Raw genomic sequence first — 20,408 nt, forward strand, 5'->3', positions numbered from 1 at the left:
AGCAATGTGGAAGCGAGCCGGGCTGAGAATCCATCAGAGCAACCTGACAACCTGGCGGCGGAGGGAAAGAGTTCTCGTTCGTCGAGAGCCATCGCACTGCTGGTGGCCGCGTGTTTTTTTATGGAGCATCTGGACAGTACGGTGATTGCCACGGCGTTGCCTCAAATGGCCATCTCGTTCGGCGAAAACCCTGTCGATCTGAATATGGGGTTAACAGCTTACCTGTTTGCCCTGGCGATTTTTATTCCACTCAGTGGCTGGCTGGCAGAACGACTGGGAGCGCGACGGGTCTTTGCGACGGCAATCGTCGTCTTTACGCTGGCATCGGTGCTGTGCGGGTTCAGTCAGAGTTTATGGCAGTTTACCTGTGCGCGTGTCCTGCAGGGGCTGGGTGGAGCGATGATGGTCCCCGTCGGCCGCGCGGTGGTGCTGCAGGCGACATCGAAGCAGGATCTGTTACGCTCAATTGCCTATCTCACCTGGCCTGCGCTGTTTGGGCCATTAATCGGGCCTCCACTGGGGGGACTGATCACGACGTATGCTTCGTGGCCGTGGATTTTTTATTTGAATGTGCCTTTAGGAGTGATGGCCTTCACGCTGACGCTGCGGATGATCCCGCCCATTCCCAGTGAGCATCAGCACCCCTTTGATGTCATTGGCTTTTTCCTGTGCGGTCTGGCGTCGTCCTGTCTGTTGTATGGCATGGAGTTGATTGGCCAACCGGGCGAAAACTGGAGTCTGGCTGTTTCGTTGCTGATTGGCAGCCTGTTCGCGGGGAGTTTGATGATTGTCCATCTGCTGAGAACACCTCATCCCCTGTTTGATCTACGGGTCTTCTGGTATCCCACGTTTCAGGTCACGATGCTGGGGGGAGGATTGTTCCGCATGGTGGTGGGATCGACCAGTTTTCTGTTTCCACAACTGTTTCAAGTGGGGTTTGGTTACAGTGCAGCGAAGTCGGGGTTCTTGATGCTCGCCATTTTCGCGGGAAATCTGGGGATGAAACCTGCGACGACATTCATGCTCAGACGCTATGGGATCCGACGCGTCTTGATCGTGAACGGCTTGATTTGTGCAATCACGCTCTGGGCCTGTACCGCAATCCAGGCCCAGACCCCGATGCTGGTGATCATGGCAATTCTGTTTGCCGGCGGGCTTTCGCGTTCGATGCAGTTTACCTGCCTGAATACGCTGGCGTTCTCAGATATCCCGCCGACTTTAACCGGACAGGCCAATGTCATTTTCAGCCTCGGGCGGCAACTGAACATCGGCGTCGGGATCGCTGCCGCAGCTCTGTCACTCAGGCTTTCGTCACTCTGGACAGGATCGTCGATTGATCTGGCGACAGCCGTTCCCTCACTGATCGACTTCCAGATCACGCTTGGATTGATTGGCGGGATGGTGGTCATTTCCACCTTCGACAGCTGGCGACTCGCTCACGATGCTGCTTCCGAAGTGACCGGCCATCGGATCTGACTTGCTCATCCCAGCCTTCTCCCCTCGGAACGGGAGAAGGGGCAAAACCCTCGCCCACGTCCGCGTGGGAGAGGGTGGCCGAAGGCCGGGTGAGGGTCTGGCCGATGGGAATGCAAGAGTCACGAAGGCTTCCGCAGGAGCGCCGATTGATTGCCCATGGCCAGAGATGACAAGCATTCCGCGATGAAGCCGCTCGTGGATTGCACGCCCCAAACGTGCAAGCTCGCCCTCATCCCGGCCTTCTCCCGTCGGAACGGGAGAAGGGGCAAAACCCTCGCCCACGTCCGCGTGGGAGAGGGTGGCCGAAGGCCGGGTGAGGGTCTGGCCGATGGGAATGCAAGAGTCACGAAGGCTTCCGCAGGAGCGCCGATTGATTGCCCATAGCCAGAGATGACAAGCATTCCGCGATGAAGTCGCTCTTTAATTGCACGCCCCATACGTGCGAGCTCGCCCTCATCCCGGCCTTCTCCCGTCGGAACGGGAGAAGGGGCTAAAGTGCAATGAAAAACCAACGTCAGCCAAGCTGGCGGCAAAGGAGGACGTTTGACCCCGGCCTCACTTCGAATCAACATACTCAGTCAGGCCGTGTTAAAGAGCGTTGAATCGTGGATTCCTTATCTCTGTCAGGAAGAGCCTCCTTGTCTTCGAGCCTTGCAGAAATACCTGTCGATTTCGAGCCGCTGGACATCCTGTGTGTGGCACCGCATCCGGATGATGCGGAGATCAGTGTGGGTGGTTCGTTGCTCAAGTGGCATCGGCTGGGGCAGCGTGTGGGTGTTCTCGATTTGACTTCGGGTGAACCCACCCCCTTTGGAACACCTGAGATTCGACGCTCAGAAACCCAAGTGGCGACAAAACTTCTCGAGCTGGATTTTCGTCTGAACCTGGGTTTACCAAATCGCGCGCTCGAGGCCACACTGGATCATCGTCGGGCTGTCGCAGAGGTGTTTCGATTAACGAAGCCCAAAGTCATTCTGGCACCGTGGCCCGAGGATGCCCATCCCGATCATGTGGCTGCGACACAGATCATCGAGGCGGCACGGTTCTGGTCGAAACTGACGAAAACAACCATGGCGGGTGAGCCTTATCACCCTCCCCGAATTTTCTACTACTGGAGCATTCACCTCAAAATTCAGCCAGAGCCGGCATTTGTCGTCGATATCAGCGAGACGATCGATGAGAAGATGCGGGCCGTCGAGGCTTATGCCAGCCAGTTTGTCACGGGTCGCACACTCACCTTTCCCACAGCTCTGGATGATATCCGTGACCGGGCCCGCTACTGGGGCTGGGCCATCGGAAAAGCCTATGGCGAGCCGATCGGGAGTCGCGAGGCTTTGTGTGTCAATGATCTGGGAGCGGTGACCGGCCTGAAGCTGGGAACGTCGTGAGTCTTCAACTGTCGTGTTTCCTATGAAAGCATCGCGTGGTGTTGGTTACCAAGGCATGCTTGCCCAAAGCTGCAAGCATGGCACGAAGCACCAGGCACCTTTGTAGATGCATTCGTGCTGGTGACCTGAATTGACCAAGCGGTGGAGGAAGACATCCGACCATTGCCACCCGGCCATATGAAAACATGATGTTAAAGGATTTTTCGCCGCCCAGGACCGTGCCACCTATGACTAAGTCGAGAGTGAAATCGATGATCCATCTGGACGGGTTACCCAAACGCAGCATTCGTTGATAGCGCGGTTATGGTTTACGGTGGTTTTTGCTCAATTGTTTGGCGGCCCAGGGGGCGAGTTTCTCCCGGAAGATTTTGGAGTTGTGTCGGGTATCCACGGGGAACGCCGGGTGTTCGAGAAAGTGTTCAATCGCTGCTGTGACCCGGCTGCTGATGGCCAGAGAGCGAAGTTCTTCTTCGAGTTGGGCAAACGGTGTACGGTTGCCGGGATTTCTTTCGACACACAGGACCGGGATGATCCGCTGATCAACAAGAGCACCGACCAGAGCGGTTCTGGCGACTGCGGGATGCCCGTTGAAGACCGCTTCGCACTGATCGGCAAAGAGGGTTTGTGCAGGGACACCGGCTTCGGCCGGCAATTCGACCCGCTGTGATTTTCGGCCGCAGAACCATAAGTCGCCTTGTTCGTCAAAGTAGCCGGCATCTCCCATCCGATGCCAGAGTTCGCCCGTGTGTGGATCGACGATTTTTGCCAAGGCTGTCTGTTCGGGTCGGGCATCGTAAGACCTGGTCACGACTGGCCCGCAGACGGCAATTTCGCCGATCACACCTGGTAAACGGATCAGATCGTTTGACCACACGGGGATCGGCTCATCTGTCAGGCGAATGACACGGGCCTGCATGCCAGTCACCACTTGACCGACGCAGATCCCGGCTCCAGCGGTCGTTTTCTGCTGGGTTTCACCTAAAATCTGCTGGCTCGAAACAACAGCCACCGGGAGCGATTCGGTCGCACCATAAGGTGTGTAGATGGGTGTCTTTGGTGCCAAGAGGGGCTGGAACAGTTCCAGGATTTTCGGGTTCACTGGTGCGCCGGCAGATACCACACGCCGAAGTGTGGGGAAGGTCTTTCCCGCCTGTTGTGAAGCGATAGCCAGCCTGCGGATGAGAGCGGGAGAACCGAACAGATTCGTGACTTGAAAGAGTTCAACAGGTTGCCAGATTTCTTGAGGATCGACCTTCGCGGGGCGGGTGAAATCCATCCGCGGAATAATCGCAGACATCTTGAGAGCCGGGGCAAAGAGTGCGAACAAAGGAAAAGTGCAAAGATCGATTTCGCCCGACGAGATCTTCAGAGCCTCTTTCAAAAGTTCCACCTGGCTCAAGAAGATCTCATGAGTGTAAACGGCTCCTTTGGGAATTCCTGTGCTGCCACTGGTGAACAGGATGGCGGCTGTTTCCTCCTCGGGGAGATCGACCATAGGAGCCTGTGAGCTTTTCTGGCCCAGTCGTTGCAGTTCGTCATAAGTCCGCCCACTCCACCAGAGCTTACGGCCGACGGTAATCAACTGGCGGAGCGAGCCTTTCGCCCAGCCCAGCAAAGAGCGCGCGACATGCGCCTTGGTGATACCAATAAAGACTTCGGGACGGGCTTCGGTCAGGCATTGTGCGAGATTTTTGAGGCCCATGCCGGGATCGATGAGGACGGGGACGGCTCCCAGCCGGAACAGGGCAAAAGTCAGTACAAAGAATTCCGGTGAAGGGGGCACCATCAGCGCAATACGCGTCCCCCGGCGAATGCCGATCGCATTCAGCCCGGAGGCCAGTTCAACAGAAAATTGATGGAGCTGCTGAAAAGTGAGTGTTCGATAATTCTCAACCCGCAGTGGTGTTCGACCGGCTGGCGGAGCGTAAATGGCGACCTGATCTGGCCTGTCAGTAGCAGCAGTTTCCAGAGTTCGAGCAATGTTACTGGCTGTCATACGCGGCAGACTCATCAATGATTAAGCATGTGATTGTGTGATGCTGCGGAGTGAGATGACCTGCTTTTTGGTTGACACTCGCGGTGTGGAGGGGCAGGATATAGGTAATAAGGGACGTGATTCCAGTGTTTTGTCGCTGAATTTGGCAAGGAGCCAACTTCCAATAAGAACGCAGTTATCCGTATTGTGTGATTCTCCGGTCATGTTCTGAAATCAGTCCTACTCACCCAATTGAGCACAAGTCCTTGTGTCGTCTTGATCTGTCCCTCGATTCTAACGACTTTCCCATCCGGCTCCGACTTCTCACGACATCTTCTGGCAATCCTGAATGGGAATCTGTCGATAACATCGCCTGCCATATCAATACAGCACCAACCCACCTGCAACGAATCATTCACAACGAACCATTTCTATAGATCAACGTTCCGATATTTCGCCCTAGAGGCACTTTCAACTGCACCTCATCACCTGTGTGTCAAACATGGGCATCATTCCTTAATAACCTTGGATGAATTCATCGAACCCGTCGTCCGTCATCTCTCGCTGCAATTTCAACCACCTTCCTTAGTTAAGCACTGCTGGTAATCTTCCATGACATCGCAGTCTGCGATCAGCACTCGAAAAGTCCCTGTCGTCGGAATTCTGGGAGCGATTGGCTCCGGAAAGAGTTTCGTCGCGCGGAGTGCTGCCGTCGATGTGGAACCGCCCTGGCTGGTGCTGGACGCAGATCGTGTGGGACATGAGGTTCTGCGGGAAGCAACCGTTCGCACCCGGCTGGTGGAACTTTTCACCAGTCAGATTCTTGGTGCCGATGGTGAGATTGACCGTCGCCAACTGGCGGCCCAGGTGTTTGGAGAACTCCCCACTCAGCAGGCTGCGAGAAAACAACTCGAACAGGTGGTGCATCCGCAGATTCGATCGAGGCTACTCCGGCAGATTGAGCATGCTGCTCATTCCGGATACGCGGCTGTCATTCTTGATGCAGCAATCCTGCTGGAGACTGGCTGGCGGACTCTTTGTGATTTGCTGGTTTACATCGATACAGACGAAGTCGATCGTCATACACAGATCGCAGGGCGTGGCTGGTCGATGGAAGAACTGGCCCGAAGGGAAGCGAGCCAGTGGTCACTCGATGCCAAGCGATCCGTGGCCGATCTGGTCATTTTCAACGACCTCAAAACGAATGCGGCAACAACGGCTCTCCGAGACGCGATTCAAACGTGGTTAAAAAGACCACCTGTCACGTCGTCTCATGCGGAGAGTTCCGATGTCGAGACGATCGCGCAGGAACCGGGAAACGCTGTTGGTCAGAATGGTGTTTCATCTTTCGTAAAAAGTGCCGCCAGCCTGTGTGCTGTGAAGTGGCCTAATGACGAGCCTGGGCCGTTTTCCGGCATGGGCTGGCCACTCGTTCGTTCGTTGACAAATTTTGAAAGCGCGTGGTGGTGTGCCAACCTGTCAATCTGGCACCAGCCCCTTAAAATCACCTCTCAGTTAGTCAGGCAGCCCTCGCCATGACCATGAAACCTCGTGCCTCGATGAATCGTTCGACAGAAGCCTCTGCCACCGGAGAGGCCCCGCCGATCCCGTTAGGTTCCTTCCGCAGGGAATCTCAGTCAGGTCGTGCGACGTCTACGAGCGGCTCTGCTGCCGGTCGAGAACCTGTGCGTGAACAAGGTCAGGATCGAGTCGATCGCCAGACAGAAGAGTTCACTGCGCCACCACTCGCTCGATCTCAGGCCCTGCCACCTGATGATGACGACCAGCCGCTGCCCGGCGACGACAAGTATGAGCAGGCGAAAAATGGAGAGAACGAAATCCATGTCGCTGAACTCCAGCGATTGACGATGAAAGAACTCATCGACATTGCCCGAGCAGAGAACATTACCGAGTACACCGGGCTCAAAAAGCAGGATTTGATTTTCAAGATTCTCAAAGAGCGCACCAAGCTGCATGGCCTGATGTTCGGTGAAGGCACACTGGAAATTCTTCCCGATGGTTTCGGGTTTCTGCGCAGTCCCGATTATCACTATCTGCCGTGCCCGGATGACATCTATGTGTCACCAAGCCAGATTCGCCGCTTCGGGCTGAGGAATGGAGCGACTGTCGCTGGCCAGATTCGTCCCCCGAAAGAAAACGAGCGCTACTTTGCTTTGTTGCGGGTCGAGGCCATCAACGGTGAAGATCCCAATCTGCTGACGGAGAAGGTTTTCTTCGACGACCTGACACCTTTACATCCCGAGCGTCGGCTCAAGCTCGCGGGAACATCTTCGGATTACAGTTCACGCGTGGTCGATATGATTGCCCCCATCGGAATGGGACAGCGAGGACTGATTGTTTCGCCTCCCAAAGCAGGCAAGACGATTCTGCTGCAGAATCTGGCGAAAGCTGTCCTTGCCAATGAACCTGATGTCTATGTGATTGTGCTGCTGATTGACGAGCGCCCCGAAGAAGTGACCGATATGGAACGGCAGGTCAAGGGACGTAATTGCGAAGTGATTTCGAGCACTTTTGATGAACCTCCCAGCCGGCATATTCAGGTTTCGGAGATGGTCATTGAGAAGGCCAAACGCATGGTCGAGTATGGTCAGCATGTGGTGATCTTTCTCGATTCGATCACCAGACTGGCCCGCGCGTGGAACTCGGAAGTTCCTCATTCGGGAAAGATTCTGACAGGTGGTGTCGATGCCAACGCTCTGCAGCATCCCAAGCGATTCTTTGGCGCAGCACGCAATGTCGAAGAAGGGGGCAGCCTGACCATTATCGCCACCGCTCTGGTTGATACCGGAAGCAAGATGGACGATGTGATCTTTGAAGAGTTCAAGGGGACGGGGAATACCGAACTGCACCTGGATCGCCGGATGGTTGAAAAGCGAGTCTGGCCGGCGATTGACATCAATCGCTCGGGGACACGCCGGGAAGAATTGCTGTTTAACGAAGAAGAGCTTCGCAAAATCTGGGTTTTGCGCCGGGTCGTGGGTGACATGAACCCTGTGGAAGCCATGGAACTGCTGACATCCAGGCTGCGGCGAACCAAGACGAACGAAGAGTTTCTGAATACAATGAACTTAAGTTGATGAATGCCTGAGTTGTTGAATACCTGAGCCGAATCATGTTCTGTTCAAGTCGATTGGCTCTCGATGGCTGTTTGTTGAATCCTGTCCTCTTTCCAATATCAAAGCTGATATGACGCGCACTATTGAAGCTCAACTGCTTGCTCCTCAAGAACCAGTGGCGATTGTCGTCTCCAGGTTCAATGAACTCGTGACCAACCGCCTGCTGGAGGGAGCCGTTTCGACGTATCGTCGGCATGGGTTGCCCGAAGATCAGATCACGGTGGTGTATGTCCCCGGGTCGTTCGAACTCCCTGTTGTGGCCCAGAGGCTGGCACAATCGAAGAAATATGGTGCAATTGTCTGCCTGGGGGCTGTGATTCAGGGAGAGACCACTCACCACGAATATATCAATCAGCAGGTGGCCGCTGGCCTGCAGAAGATTGCTCTGGAGTGTGGTATTCCGGTGGCTTTCGGTGTGCTGACCTGCCCCACGATGGATCATGCTCTGGATCGATCGGGCGGGAAAGCGGGGAACAAAGGTGTCGAGGCGGCACTGGCAGCGATTGAAACCCGCAACGTGCTCATCGAACTTTCCCGCCATGAGAAATAACTCAAACAACTGATAACTCGAACAAATACATCCTTCGCCCATCGTCTGCGGGGGATACGATCGATAGCCCGTTGATTCAGGCCAATCGACCCAGGCCTGTCATCTGATGTGACGATGAACAGCCTGTCTGTTCAGATCCATAGGGTTTCGTGGTCTGAACGAATCCTCCGCATCGCTGAGAGTTTCTTCCTGCTTGCAGGTTGTTATCATCATTTGTTTCCGCCCGTGATTTGTACCTCGGATGTTTCATGTCAATGTCCCGCCGCCACAAAGCCCGTGAAGTCGTCCTTCAGATGCTGTATCTGAAAGATCTCAATCCCGATGTGGGCTTCGAGCAGATTCGTCAGATGATTCAGGCCGAACTGCCGGATGAAACGCTCTCTCGTTTTGCCTGGGGACTCTTTTCCGGGGCGATGGAATTCCGCCCGGTGCTGGACAAAAGAATCGAAGAAGCAGCGGTCAACTGGTCGCTCAGTCGCATGGCACCCACAGATCGCAACGTGCTGAGATTAGGTGCCTATGAACTTCTGCAGACCGATACCCCTCACCGCGTGGTGATCGATGAGGCTCTCGAACTGGCCAAATCTTTTGGCGGTGCGAATAGCGGCTCATTTGTGAACGGCATTCTGGATCGATTACTGCCACCCGAGAAAAGAGCACGCGCTGCGAAGCCCGCTGAAGAAATGAACGCTATAGAAGTGCACGCCGCGACAGAGTCGGTACAGCCAGCCGATGGAGAAGAAGCTCCTGCGTGAGAAGCTGTCTATCAAGCATGCCAGATGGCGACATAATGAAGGGGATGACCACGACGTTTGATGTGTCATTCGTTTCCGGGGAGATAACAGAGTTGGGTTGGTAGCGAAAACATGCTTGCCTAGAGCTGCAAGCATGGCGCACAGGCCGTTCGTCAAAAGCGATCAGCGTCAAACAAACTGGGGGCAAACGACGACGTTTGACTCCACCCACCCCGTCGGCTTTTGTGTAAGATTTACTCTGCGTGATCGTGTGAGTGTGGTCTTGTGAGTGGCCGGCAGTTGCAGAGATTGTTCCATGGCACCGGCAGACGAGCCATCTGAAACATTTCCTCCGATCGATGCAGCGGCTGAGCCCATCGATTCCGTGGCCCCTGGCGCTGTACCGGGGGGAACCTATCGCTGTCCGGGGGAAACGTATTCGATCAGCCGCAGTGTGCATCTGGCGCGACTGGCGGCTCATTATCCCCTCTGTCGGAATTGCCCGGCTCGCGACGAACAAGGACTGCTGCCAGTCAGTTTCCCTGTGGCACCGATTCTTGAAAACCGTGAAGAAGAGATCCTATCGGAGGGCGGAGTCCGGGCGGTGTATCTGAATGTGATGCATCGCACTCGTGCGGTGGAGTGGGGCAGAGCGATTGGCAAGGCTTTGGGCGAAGGGGCTTTCGGGGAAGAAGCCGCGCCTGTCGGGATGACATCAACAGTGGTGATTGGTCATGATGAGCGAGTCAGTTCACCAGAGATTGCCGCAGGGCTGGTGAAAGGCCTCAGACAGCAGGGGATGGATATTGCTGACCTGGGCTTCTGCCGAAAACCCGATCTGACGCTGGCCATGTCATCATTCCAAAGTGTCCTGGCGATTTTCATTACTGGTTCGGGATATGGCCCTGCCTGGACAGGATTTGACCTGATCGGGCCGGATGGCCTGGCCTGGCTATCGATTGAGCCATTGCGTCTGCTTAGCGAGCAATCTCGCACGGGAACTTATGCCCATGCCAGACAGTTGGGTCGCTACTCACCTCTTCGCCATTTTGAGCAGGATCAAACCTTACAGGAGGAGTTTCATGCCCTGCGCCCGCTCACTGTGGTTTGCGGGAGTGAGAATGAACTCCTCTTTCAGCGATTGAAGCGACTGACGGAACATCATCCGTGTCGGTTGATTCCGCTCTCGCTGCCGGCTGTGCATCGGGATTTATCGAGTCATACTTCCGCCTCGCTGAAAGTTCTGGAAGAGACTGTTCGTCAGAAGCAGGCCCATCTGGGGTGCTATTTTGCACCGGATGGTGAAACGTTGACTGCGTTCGATGAACAGGGGACGTGGCTCTCGATGCAGGATGTGACGTTGCTATTGGCGATCGAACTGGCTCAGGAACGTCTGACGGCTCCCTCGCAACAACCATTAGAAATCTGTCTGACAACGACGGCCTGGGCTCATTGGCACACCGATTTCGAACGGTGGGGATTTGTGACTCTCGATGGCGGCGCATCGATCCAGACAATGACAAAAGCACTCACGAGTCGAAAGTGCTTAGTGGGCACCAACGGCTCTCCCCAATGGTGGCTTCTGCGCAAAGACCTGGCTGTCTGCGATGCTTTGCGTGTGTTTGGCACATTGCTGAGATCACTCAGTCGCTCGGATCGCCCCTGTTCACAACAACTGGCCGCTCACAAGGCGGGATTACCACGCGATCTGAGTTCATGAGGAGCATCTGACTCTCCCACGCAGACGCGGTTTCTTACCCCTTCTCCCGTTCCGACGGGAGAAGGCCGGGATGAGGGCGAGCTTGAACGTATTTGGCGAACAATTAAAGAGCGACTTCAACGCGAAATGCGATTCATCTCTGGCTGCTGACAGACAATCGGCGCCCTGATCTCGCTTGTGAGGATGAATCAATGGCTCAGCGGGTGTCCGTCGAGGGTGCGCTGGTCCCTGTGGCCGCTGTCTCCAGAGGCAAGAGTTCGCGTAGATTTTTGCCCAGTTCGAGGCGCTGCCTCTGGCCGTTGACGAGCAGAATGATCTGCTGAGGTGTGGCTTCCTGGATCACGAACTCCAGGTCACCGATTACTTGCGGAGTGCCCGGAAGCATAACGAGTTTGCGGCTCTGGAGGCGATCAAAGAACCAGACTTCCATCCCGGCAGAAGAGTTGTAACTGTTGGCAGGAGCGGTGTTGCCAGCGGTGGTTTCCGACGAGACCGGCCCTTCGATGACAGCAATCAGATAAGTGTACTGCGGGAGATCTTCGGAGAGTTCGAAGTTGAACACGCGTGTCGTTGCCAGAGGTGGGTTCGAATCATCGGTGACGCGCAGTTCCACCGATTTGGAACCTGGTTCCGCAGAGACAGACGGGATCCATTCGATCTTGCCGGTCTTGGAGTCGAACGACATCCCTTCGATCAGTGAAACCGCCGACCATTTGAGTTTTTCGCGAGGAGTTTCTCGATCCGTCGCCTGAGGTTCGAGCTTCCAGACACGGCCAGCAACGGCTGGTAACAGTTTGGAGGTGGCAGCGATTTCTGGGGGCGTGTTCGGGTCTTTGATCGTAAAGCGAATGGAACGTTCGACGGTGGGGAAAGCGTCTTTCTCGGGAAGGACATCGAACGTCAATGTGAGTTCATTTTTTGAGGTTTCTGCCGATGCTGATCCTTTCGGGAGTTCGCCCGTAATGCGACGGGACTGAGCATCGAACGAGAGACCTGCAGGCCAGGTCCCCGTCGGTTTGAGAGTGGGAGTGGAACCGGCAGTCCCTTTCAATTCAATGGTCTGGCGCAGCGGAGTCCCCGTCAGAAGCACGGCTTCGCCTTGAGCTTCGATGCGTGGATCGTATTTCGCGGGCGGGACGGGCTTGAGGAATCTCCAGCCACTTTGAATCTGACTGGCGAGAGCGGTAATCATCGCTTCGGGAGGTGCAGAAGGGACCTGCACGATCGTCCCCGCAGGAAAAGCTTTGTTAGAAGGAGATTTTTGCAGTTTCCAGACGCCCGTCGTGGTGTTGATCGCCTGCACCTGGCGGCGTTCATCGCCGACGAGAATCTCGAAGGGAGTGGGGAGGCGTATGGCGAGTGGATCGGCAACCGTTAACTCGGTACTGCCAGCAGCCATGGTCTCTTTGAGAGATGTTTCGGGGAAGAGGGTGTTGCGAGGGCGTGATTCGGGGAAGACGATCCCTTCGAGTTCGAGATCGATCTTGAAGGGAGGATTGCCAGTGACATCAGTCGATTCGATGCGGACGCGGTTCACGCGATGCAGGAGTGGTGCTAGTTCGAGCCGGGCGAGGAAATCGGAGATTTGTGCGGCAGTCCCTTCGCCCGTCAACGAAATGGCCACGCTGATATACAGGTTGGGTTTGGTTTGACGACGTTCGGGCGCTGTTTTTACCCGCTGAAGACGACTTTTTTCGGCGATGGACCCCAGCCAGTTGAGATAGAGTCTTTGGGCGTTGAGTGCATCAGGTCGTTTGGTCGTGGGAGGATCGGCTGGTAACGAGACAGCTTTCCATTGGCCGAGTTGTTTACGTTTTTGCAGAAGCTGAAGGATTTCGGCATCGCTTTTATCGACCTTATCGGTCACTTCAGCGAGCTTGTTCTGCCGATCGGTAATGGGTGCCATGACAGCCGGATAAATATAGCCGTAAGCAACGTAGAGGATGGCTGCTCCACCCAGTCCGATGAGGAGATTGCGTTCGCGGGTGTTCATACTTCACCCCCATCGGTTGCCGAGCCGAACGAGTCGAGAGTGGACTTCACAGAGGTGGTCGCTGTTTCTTTGGCCTGTTGTTCTTTGGAGGCTGGGAGCTTGTTATCAGCCTTGGGTGCCGTTTGTGGCTGCAGGGGCAGATTGGCATCTTTGGCCGACCCTGCCGGTTTGGCTGGTACAGCCGGTTTAGGTGGTGGGGCTGGTGGTAACAACGTGGCGTCAATTTCAAAACGTTGTTTGTAATCGGGATCCTTGCTGATTCCTGCCAGTTCGCGGGGCACGATGCGGTATTCTTTGGTTTCCGCCATGCGATTGCCCAGCTCGGTCACATCGCTATTCGTGCGGGCAAGACCTGACGCCTGCATCCGGCCATAGACTTCGCCCGCGCCAGCCGTGATTGACCAGTTGGTCCACAGGAGGCGTTCGGTATTCGGGAGCACTTTGGCCTGTCGGCTGAGTTCGACCGAGATTTTTGGGGCGTGGCGTTGCCAGTCATCAACAGCCACGAAGACTTTCTGATCGCCTTCGCCATTCTTCAATGTGGTCTTGGTATCGACATTGCGAACATTCATGGCCAGGAGCTGCTCATCGAGAGAGGCAATGACCGAAGCCTGCCAGGCGACTCCCAGGGCTGTGAGCATGAGTGCGGCTGTGGCTGCAGAAACAAGCTTCACCCGGCGGTAATCGGGCTTGGGAGCCGGTTTTCGCGGGTGGAGAAAATCAAGGCGACACTGATCGGGAAGAGGTGTGACGAACCCCAGGCAGCCAATCCAGTGGGAGAGTCCCTGTGTCGCGTTCTCTGGAGAGGAATGGCTTTTAGCGTCTGCGACCAGCTTGCTGGCTGTGGCGGCCAAGGCTGTGCGGGAAATCAGTTCCTGCGCTTCTTCGACCCGGCATTCAAACTGTGATGCCAGTGCTTCTTTCAGATCGGCATCGACTTCCGAGCCTGAGGCAATGATCAGGCGGCGGGGATGAAACTCGGGAGCGATGCGCCGGGCGGCAAACAATCCGCGGGAAATTTCGGCACCCACAGCGAGTGGTGTGGGTCGCCCCTGCTCATTGCGGGCTCCGTGAGGAACACGTGCTGAATGGGCGAAAAGGAGCTGGCCATCGGCAAAGGCCGTGGTTTCAACGCGGCCATCCCGCTCGCAGACAAAGGCCGCCTGATCGGCAGGATCGAGGGCTTGTCGCAGAAGAGTGGCGTAGCCACAACTTGAGAGTGCGACATGAACGACGGTGAATCCGACCGAATCGAGAAGCTGCTGAATGTTCCGCACAAAACTGGAAGAAATGGTGGCGACGAGCACGTGCAGAGTGCTGCTGGGAAGAGATTGTGCAGCCGCTTCTTCCGGAGAGATGGTGCGCATGTGGCCACTGGGAGTCAGTTCGTCGGCCAGTGGGAGTTTGACATTGAGAGGGAGGTAATCGAGCAATACCTGATCGAGTGCGACTGACGACCGCATGGTGGTCTGCAGCGTGACGACATCGAGCACTTCGTCTTCGGGAGTGGGAGGAAGTTCGAGGTGCCTGAGAATGGCGTCTTCACGAGGGAAGACGAGCGTGACTTTGCTTTCTTTGCCCAGGAATTCAGCAAGCTCACCTTTTAGCCAGGACGAATGTCCAGCATCGCTTTCCACGATCCGCTCGCCGTTGGGCCAGGCGAGAACCTTGGAAATGCGAGTGTCACTGGTGAGGGCTGTCAGTTGTGACTTGTCCCATTCAAGAATCAGCACGGCTCAGGCAACCTTTTCTGGAATCGAAGGTTTGTCGCAGGAGAGAATCCAGTCGGCGGAAATCAATTAATTGTTCAGCGTGAGTGTATACGTAGCAAGAGGTTATGTCTGTTGGGGATCGCTTTTCCCTGGTGATTGACGGCCGTTTAGCCGGTGATTCACGGTCGTTGAAAAAGTGAACAACAACATTCCCTGGCAGGAATGTAAACCCCACTCTGGTGAGAGTTGTACCGGAGGGACTGTGAGAAACTGGGAATTCGGCGTGAGTTTGTGGGGCACTTCAGGAGAGTTTCCGGGTTTGAGGAATGTGGCGATTGTGTGTGCATTTTGCAGGGTGATCGATTCGGCAGAGGCTTTTTGCTGCGGGGGAAGTTGTGGTTGTTCCGGGAGGTTGAGGACCAGATCTTCGAAAACTCTCAAGTGGTGTGAGACTGGTGGGCTGGCCGCGATCCTGACGGGAGTATCAGCGGACAGGGCCTCGAATCTGCTGTGGGAGAAATGCGGGCGTTGGAAAAGTCGCATCGTCGGAGGCTGTTGGAGGAGGAATCGACCGCGTATGCTTTGTTGAAGCGTTAAATTTAAAAGGCCTGCCCGAATCTGAACGATGATCCTGCCGGTTGCAGTTATTGCACGGGATGAGGTGTGATCGGGAGGAGATGGGAAAGCTGGAAACTGTCAGAAGCCTACCTCTTCGAGAAAGCGTTAGCTGTGCGTGCTCAGATTGCTTTGTTGCCTGGCGATGGAATTGGTGTGGAAGTTGTGGCTGAAGCAGAAAAGCTGCTTCAGGCTGTGGCGAAGAAGTTTGGCCACGAATTCTCGTTCGTGCGCGGTCTGATTGGCGGCTGCGCCATCGACGCGACGGGTGAAGCACTTCCTGATGAAACATTATCGATCTGCCGGGCCAGCCAGGCGATTCTGCTGGGGGCTGTGGGTGGGCCGAAGTGGGATAACCCGAGTGCCAAGACCCGGCCCGAAGCGGGTCTGCTCAAGATTCGTAAAGAGTTGGGATTGTTCGCGAATGTGCGACCCATCAAGGCTTCGCCATATCTGGTGCAGGCCTCGCCCTTGAAGACCGAGATTGTCGCAGGTGTGGATATCCTGTTCTTCCGCGAGTTGACCGGCGGGTTATATTTTGGCGAATCAGGCCGCAAGACCAATCCGGATGGCAGCGAAACCGCTTTCAACACGATGATCTACAGCACTCACGAGATCGAGCGGATTGTCCGTCTCGCGGGACAGGCAGCGCGGGGCCGTCGCAAGAAAGTGACCAGCGTCGATAAAGCCAACGTGCTTGAAGTTTCGCGACTTTGGCGGCAGACATTCGATCGTGTCATGCAGGCTGAGTTCCCGGATGTGCAGACGGAGCATGTGTTGATCGACGCCATGGCCATGCACCTGATCTCGAAGCCCAAGAACTTCGATGTCGTGGTGACTGAGAATCTCTTCGGTGACATCCTCACCGATGAAGGCTCAATGCTCCCCGGCTCGATGGGCCTGCTGCCTTCGGCCTCTCTGGGTGCCGATGGCCCGGGGCTGTATGAGCCGATTCATGGATCTGCACCGGATATTGCCGGTAAGGGAATTGCGAACCCGCTGGCGACCATTCTCGCAGCCGCCATGCTGCTTCGTCATTCGTTGCATCTGGAGACGGAAGCTGTGGCCATCGAGAAGGCGGTCGATCACGTTTTATCTCGTGGACACAGGACGGCTGACATTGCGGGGGGTGGCCCGGCTGTTTCGACAGTGCGCATGGGCGAACTGGTGCTGGAAGCATTTCTGGCCGTTTGAGAAAAAGGGCCGAGCCTTAAGAGCTCTTTGAGTTATGATTCTGGCTGCCAATTGATCTCTTGGCAGAGGTCACCATCGAAACCTCGCGTGAATTGTTCAAGAGAGTCTGTACCGCAGGAACTTCTGTCAGGACGGAATGGAATATGAAGAGTTTGTGCGTCTCTGGGCTGAATTCAGCGATGGTGCTTTCGGGATTGTGGGCATTACTGGCGGTGGTGTGCTCACCTGTTGAGGGTGTAGCATCCGAAGCGACCAAGCTGGCAGAGTCGAAAGTTCGCATTCAGCAGGATGTGGGCGTCCTGGCCAGTGATGAGATGGAAGGCCGGGGCGTTGGTACTGAAGGTTTGAACAAAGCGGCGGAGTTCATTCGCCAGGAGTTCCAGAAGGCGGGCCTCGATGTCACTCGGGTGAATGGGGGTGCCTTTCAGACATTCTCGCTGCCGACAGGGACGAAACTGGGTGAACCGAATTCACTTAAGCTGATTTCGCCCAAAGGTGAAGAACTGGTGCTCGAAAAGGGGCGCGACTTCGAAGTCGGTGCCTTTGGGACAAGTGGAAAATTTGCAGGAGAAGTTGCGTTTATTGGCTATGGACTGGAAGACAAAGAAGCTAAGTACGACGACTATGCCGGGATCGATGTGGCGGGCAAAGTGGTGGTTTGTTTTCGCAGAACTCCGGGCCAAGGCCAGAAGGATGGACCGTTTTCTCCAGCAAAAGGTGGCGGTCGGCAAGGTGATCTGCGGAGCAAGATTGTCGCAGCCATGGCTCACAAAGCGGTCGCCATTCTGTTTGTGAATGATCCTTACACATTGGCCGATAAAGAGCGGATTCGTGAAGCAGCGATCAAGAAAGCCGAAGGCAAAGTCGTGACCAGTGCCGAGCAACTGGCCGACGCCAGTCTTGAGGATCAATCGGCCAAACTGACGGCTTTGAAGGATGCGGTCACGCAATTCCGTCGCTCACGGGATGCAGCGACAAGTCCTGTGGATGAACTCATGCCTTTTGGTTATGCGGCTGCGAATGATGGCGAGAGCCTCCCCGCGTTCCATCTGCGAATCGACTTTCTCAACCAGATGCTGCGCAGTGTGGGTTCGGCCAATGCTGTGGAACTGGCTGAAGAGATTGATGCGACAATGACACCACGCAGCAGGGTTCTGACGGGCTGGAAGGCCCAGGGAGAAGCCACAGTCATCCGCCAGAGTGCAGATGTGCATAACGTGATTGGCGTGCTGGAAGGTGAAGGGCCTTTGGCGAATGAAACGGTGGTGATAGGTGCGCATTACGATCATGTGGGGCGTGGTGGTGCCGGTTCGCTGGCACCGGGCTCGACAGATATTCACAACGGGGCTGATGACAATGCTTCTGGGACAGCCGTTCTGATCGAAGTCGCCCGGTTATTGGCTTCACAGCCAAAAAAGCCTGCCCGTCGTGTGGTGTTTATGGCATTTACCGGTGAAGAGCTGGGGCTGTTAGGCTCGGCACGATATTGCAAAGAGCCGATCTTCCCGCTGGATGAGACCGTGGCCATGCTCAATATGGATATGGTCGGGCGGCTGCAGGAGAACAAGCTGACTGTGTTTGGTGTGAAGACCGCGAAGCAGTTCGAAGAGTGGCTGCGCGAGGGCAATAAGACAACAGGCTTTGAACTCATCGAGAAGCCCGAAGGTTTTGGCCCGAGTGATCATTCGTCGTTCTACACGAAGAAGATCCCTGTGTTGCACTTCTTTACCGGGTTACATCCCGATTATCACCGCCCTTCTGACGATACGGATAAGCTTGATGTCGATGGCATGACGCGCGTGGCGACTCTCGTCAATGAGATCGCCCAAGTGGTCATTAACACTCCTGCCCGGCCTGAATATGTCGAAGTGAAGGGATCAGCCAATGTGATGCGTTCCGGGAACAGGCCGTATGTGGGCACGATTCCGGATTTTGGCGTTCAGGAACCAGGCTATGCGATCAGTGGGACAGCACCTGGTTCTCCAGCCGATAAGGCCGGGCTGAAGCCTGGTGATCTGGTGATTGACGTGGGTGGCAATAAAGTGACCAACCTCGATGATTTCGATCTGGCATTGCGGAAGTTCAAGGCTGGCGACAAGGTCGATTTCACTGTGAAACGCAAGACCGAGACACTCAAGCTTCCATTAGAACTGGCACCACCCCGGTAATGGGTCGAAGTGTGGTTCTGGCATTAACATTCGCGAGCTGACATGAGTTCATAAACCATTTTGCATATTTTGTTCGTGTCAAGATTCGTGTTTTGTAGGAGCTGTTCGCTACTCCCCTGTGCAGATTTTACCGATATGATTAAAAATGTTTTCCGGTAGCTGATTTGTTGGAAATCGCGCCAGTTGTGAGTGTCGGATTGACTGAAGCAGATCATTCGCAAGAGACCAGGATTTGAAAAATGGCTGTCGTACATCAACCTGGACAAGTCGGTGGTATGCCACTTTCGATGGAGGCTTTCGAACGTCTAGCCAACTTGACCGATGGGCTTGATGACGTGGTTCGTCAGATTGCCGAAGGCTTTGCAGTCGAACGAGCGACACTTTCGAAAAGTCCGGAACATATTCGTATCGAAGACGTTGATGTCATTCATGCAGGGAAGATTGTTCAAAGTGCGATCGAACGACTGATCGTGGAAGGTCAGATCCCGGGTCGTGTGGATGTGCAACTGCATGTCATCGATGATTCGTTGTGTTCAAAATAGCGGGAAGGTGACTCGACGTGGCACTCAGGAGACCAGGTGTCGAGATGACCTCCAGTGGGAAAGATCGTCTCGATAAATTGCAGACCGCTTTCCGCGACGACATTGCCAAAATCGCTGAAACCTGTGTGAAGCATGAGGGCGGAACACAGATCGAAGTTCGGCATATCAATGCGGCCTTTGAAGTCCTCGGTCGATTGGCATTCAATCGGCAGCCTTGGTGGAAGCGACCTGAATTAGTCGTAGGACTTGGTGTCGGTATCGTCAGTCTGGCACTTCAGTTACCGGGATATGCAGGCAATCTGTTGGGTTCCCTTTCTGCACCTTACGTTCTGGCAGTTACCGTTTTTTCTTGGCTGTTGATCTTTTTTGGCGTGGGAATTGTGGTCTTTGGATGGGTCTATGCCCGTTATCTTCATTAAAGAAATCAATGTCGAATGAATGGATTCGGTTCGAACTTGTTTGAGCTGAACTCCTTTTCGCAACGTAAAGGCAGATCAATGTCGGTGGTGACGATGGCTTCCGGGCAACAGAGTGTTCCGAGACAACGACCTGAAGTCGAAGCTGTCTGCTTTGACCTGGATGGGACGATGTTCAATACCGAACATCTATTTTTTGAAGCTGGCGATACAGTGCTTCAAAAATTTGAGCGGCGGATGACCCGCGAAGTGATGGATGTGATTATTGGTCGCCGGCCGATGGAGTCGTTCACCCGGTTGGTCGAGTATCTGGCGATTGATGTTGATCCTGCTCATCTTTTAGAAATTTCTCGCGAGGCTCATCATGAGCTGATCCGTGAGAAGCTCGCACCCATGCCAGGAGTGGTCGAGCTGCTGGAGGCTTTGTCGAAGCGCGGAATTCCGTGTGCAGTAACGACATCTTCGCCACGGGATTATGCGCAGAGCCTGGTGGAGCAGGCGGGGCTGATGAGCCACTTTCAGTTTTTTCTCACCTCGGCAGATGTCACTCAAGGAAAGCCACACCCGGAGATCTATCTTAAGGCGGCCAGCACCTTTGGAGTTCGGCCCGAGCAGATGGCGGTCTTCGAAGACAGTGCCGCAGGAACGCGGGCGGCTGTGCTGGCCCGGGCAAGGACCATTGCGGTCCCTCATGAGTTCACAGCCAGCCATGACTTTACGGGTGCCGAGTTACGGGTCGAGACGTTGACTGACCGGCAGGTGTACGAGCTGCTGGCGGTGTGAGAACC

Annotated in this window: 15 protein-coding genes; 12 read left to right on the forward strand and 3 right to left on the reverse strand. The window is 55.1% G+C overall.

Annotated elements, in window-relative coordinates:
• Positions 1 to 6 precede the first annotated feature (6 nt).
• Both A6X21_RS14000 and bshB1 read left to right on the forward strand, forming a co-directional pair.
• The gene (locus tag A6X21_RS14000) at positions 7 to 1,476 is read left to right on the forward strand and encodes an MFS transporter (RefSeq protein WP_068848859.1); all 1,470 of its coding nucleotides are present in this window, start codon (positions 7 to 9) and stop codon (positions 1,474 to 1,476) included.
• Positions 1,477 to 2,114: 638 nt separating this feature from the next.
• Positions 2,115 to 2,864, forward strand: a complete 750-nt coding sequence (gene bshB1, locus A6X21_RS14010; protein ID WP_068848863.1) for a bacillithiol biosynthesis deacetylase BshB1 — start codon at positions 2,115 to 2,117, stop codon at positions 2,862 to 2,864.
• A 301-nt stretch (positions 2,865 to 3,165) separates the two neighbouring features.
• Here bshB1 and A6X21_RS14015 read toward each other — a convergent pair whose 3' ends face one another.
• A complete protein-coding gene (locus tag A6X21_RS14015) occupies positions 3,166 to 4,860 on the reverse strand; it encodes a fatty acid CoA ligase family protein (protein ID WP_068848865.1) in 1,695 nt (564 codons plus the stop codon).
• A 591-nt stretch (positions 4,861 to 5,451) separates the two neighbouring features.
• Here A6X21_RS14015 and coaE point away from each other — a divergent pair.
• The 5 genes from coaE (at position 5,452) to A6X21_RS14040 (ending at position 10,980) form a co-directional block, all read left to right on the forward strand.
• Positions 5,452 to 6,378, forward strand: coding sequence for a dephospho-CoA kinase (coaE, locus tag A6X21_RS14020; protein ID WP_068848867.1), 927 nt, complete (start codon positions 5,452 to 5,454; stop codon positions 6,376 to 6,378).
• A gap of 2 nt (positions 6,379 to 6,380) precedes the next feature.
• Complete coding sequence (gene rho, locus A6X21_RS14025; protein ID WP_438822578.1) at positions 6,381 to 7,937, forward strand: transcription termination factor Rho; 1,557 nt, start codon at positions 6,381 to 6,383, stop codon at positions 7,935 to 7,937.
• A gap of 109 nt (positions 7,938 to 8,046) precedes the next feature.
• The gene (gene ribH, locus A6X21_RS14030; protein ID WP_068848869.1) at positions 8,047 to 8,526 is read left to right on the forward strand and encodes a 6,7-dimethyl-8-ribityllumazine synthase; all 480 of its coding nucleotides are present in this window, start codon (positions 8,047 to 8,049) and stop codon (positions 8,524 to 8,526) included.
• A gap of 248 nt (positions 8,527 to 8,774) precedes the next feature.
• The gene (gene nusB / locus A6X21_RS14035) at positions 8,775 to 9,281 is read left to right on the forward strand and encodes a transcription antitermination factor NusB (protein WP_068848871.1); all 507 of its coding nucleotides are present in this window, start codon (positions 8,775 to 8,777) and stop codon (positions 9,279 to 9,281) included.
• A gap of 295 nt (positions 9,282 to 9,576) precedes the next feature.
• Complete coding sequence (locus A6X21_RS14040; protein ID WP_068848873.1) at positions 9,577 to 10,980, forward strand: phosphohexomutase domain-containing protein; 1,404 nt, start codon at positions 9,577 to 9,579, stop codon at positions 10,978 to 10,980.
• A gap of 196 nt (positions 10,981 to 11,176) precedes the next feature.
• Here the strand turns inward: A6X21_RS14040 and A6X21_RS14045 are convergent, their stop codons facing one another.
• Both A6X21_RS14045 and A6X21_RS14050 read right to left on the reverse strand, forming a co-directional pair.
• Positions 11,177 to 12,973 (reverse strand): putative Ig domain-containing protein, encoded by a 1,797-nt coding sequence (locus A6X21_RS14045; RefSeq protein WP_068848875.1) that lies wholly within the window; start codon positions 12,971 to 12,973, stop codon positions 11,177 to 11,179.
• Positions 12,970 to 14,706, reverse strand: coding sequence for a type IV pilus biogenesis protein PilM (locus tag A6X21_RS14050; protein ID WP_068848877.1), 1,737 nt, complete (start codon positions 14,704 to 14,706; stop codon positions 12,970 to 12,972). Before A6X21_RS14050 ends, A6X21_RS14045 begins: the two co-directional genes overlap by 4 nt.
• A gap of 708 nt (positions 14,707 to 15,414) precedes the next feature.
• Here A6X21_RS14050 and leuB point away from each other — a divergent pair.
• The 5 genes from leuB (at position 15,415) to A6X21_RS14080 (ending at position 20,403) form a co-directional block, all read left to right on the forward strand.
• Positions 15,415 to 16,494 carry a 3-isopropylmalate dehydrogenase gene (gene leuB, locus A6X21_RS14060; RefSeq protein ID WP_068849121.1) on the forward strand — a complete coding sequence of 360 codons (1,080 nt, stop codon included), beginning with the start codon at positions 15,415 to 15,417 and terminating at the stop codon, positions 16,492 to 16,494.
• 143 nt (positions 16,495 to 16,637) lie between these two features.
• On the forward strand, positions 16,638 to 18,662 hold the full coding sequence (locus tag A6X21_RS14065) for a M28 family peptidase (RefSeq protein WP_068848881.1): 2,025 nt from the start codon (positions 16,638 to 16,640) through the stop codon (positions 18,660 to 18,662).
• Positions 18,663 to 18,901: 239 nt separating this feature from the next.
• Positions 18,902 to 19,204 carry a hypothetical protein gene (locus A6X21_RS14070; RefSeq protein WP_068848882.1) on the forward strand — a complete coding sequence of 101 codons (303 nt, stop codon included), beginning with the start codon at positions 18,902 to 18,904 and terminating at the stop codon, positions 19,202 to 19,204.
• A 17-nt stretch (positions 19,205 to 19,221) separates the two neighbouring features.
• Positions 19,222 to 19,623 carry a hypothetical protein gene (locus tag A6X21_RS14075; RefSeq protein ID WP_165603802.1) on the forward strand — a complete coding sequence of 134 codons (402 nt, stop codon included), beginning with the start codon at positions 19,222 to 19,224 and terminating at the stop codon, positions 19,621 to 19,623.
• 78 nt (positions 19,624 to 19,701) lie between these two features.
• A complete protein-coding gene (locus tag A6X21_RS14080) occupies positions 19,702 to 20,403 on the forward strand; it encodes an HAD family hydrolase (RefSeq protein WP_165603803.1) in 702 nt (233 codons plus the stop codon).
• The last annotated feature ends 5 nt before the right edge of the window (positions 20,404 to 20,408 follow it).

Source organism: Planctopirus hydrillae, assembly GCF_001707835.1.
GTDB classification, from domain to species: Bacteria; Planctomycetota; Planctomycetia; order Planctomycetales; family Planctomycetaceae; genus Planctopirus; species Planctopirus hydrillae.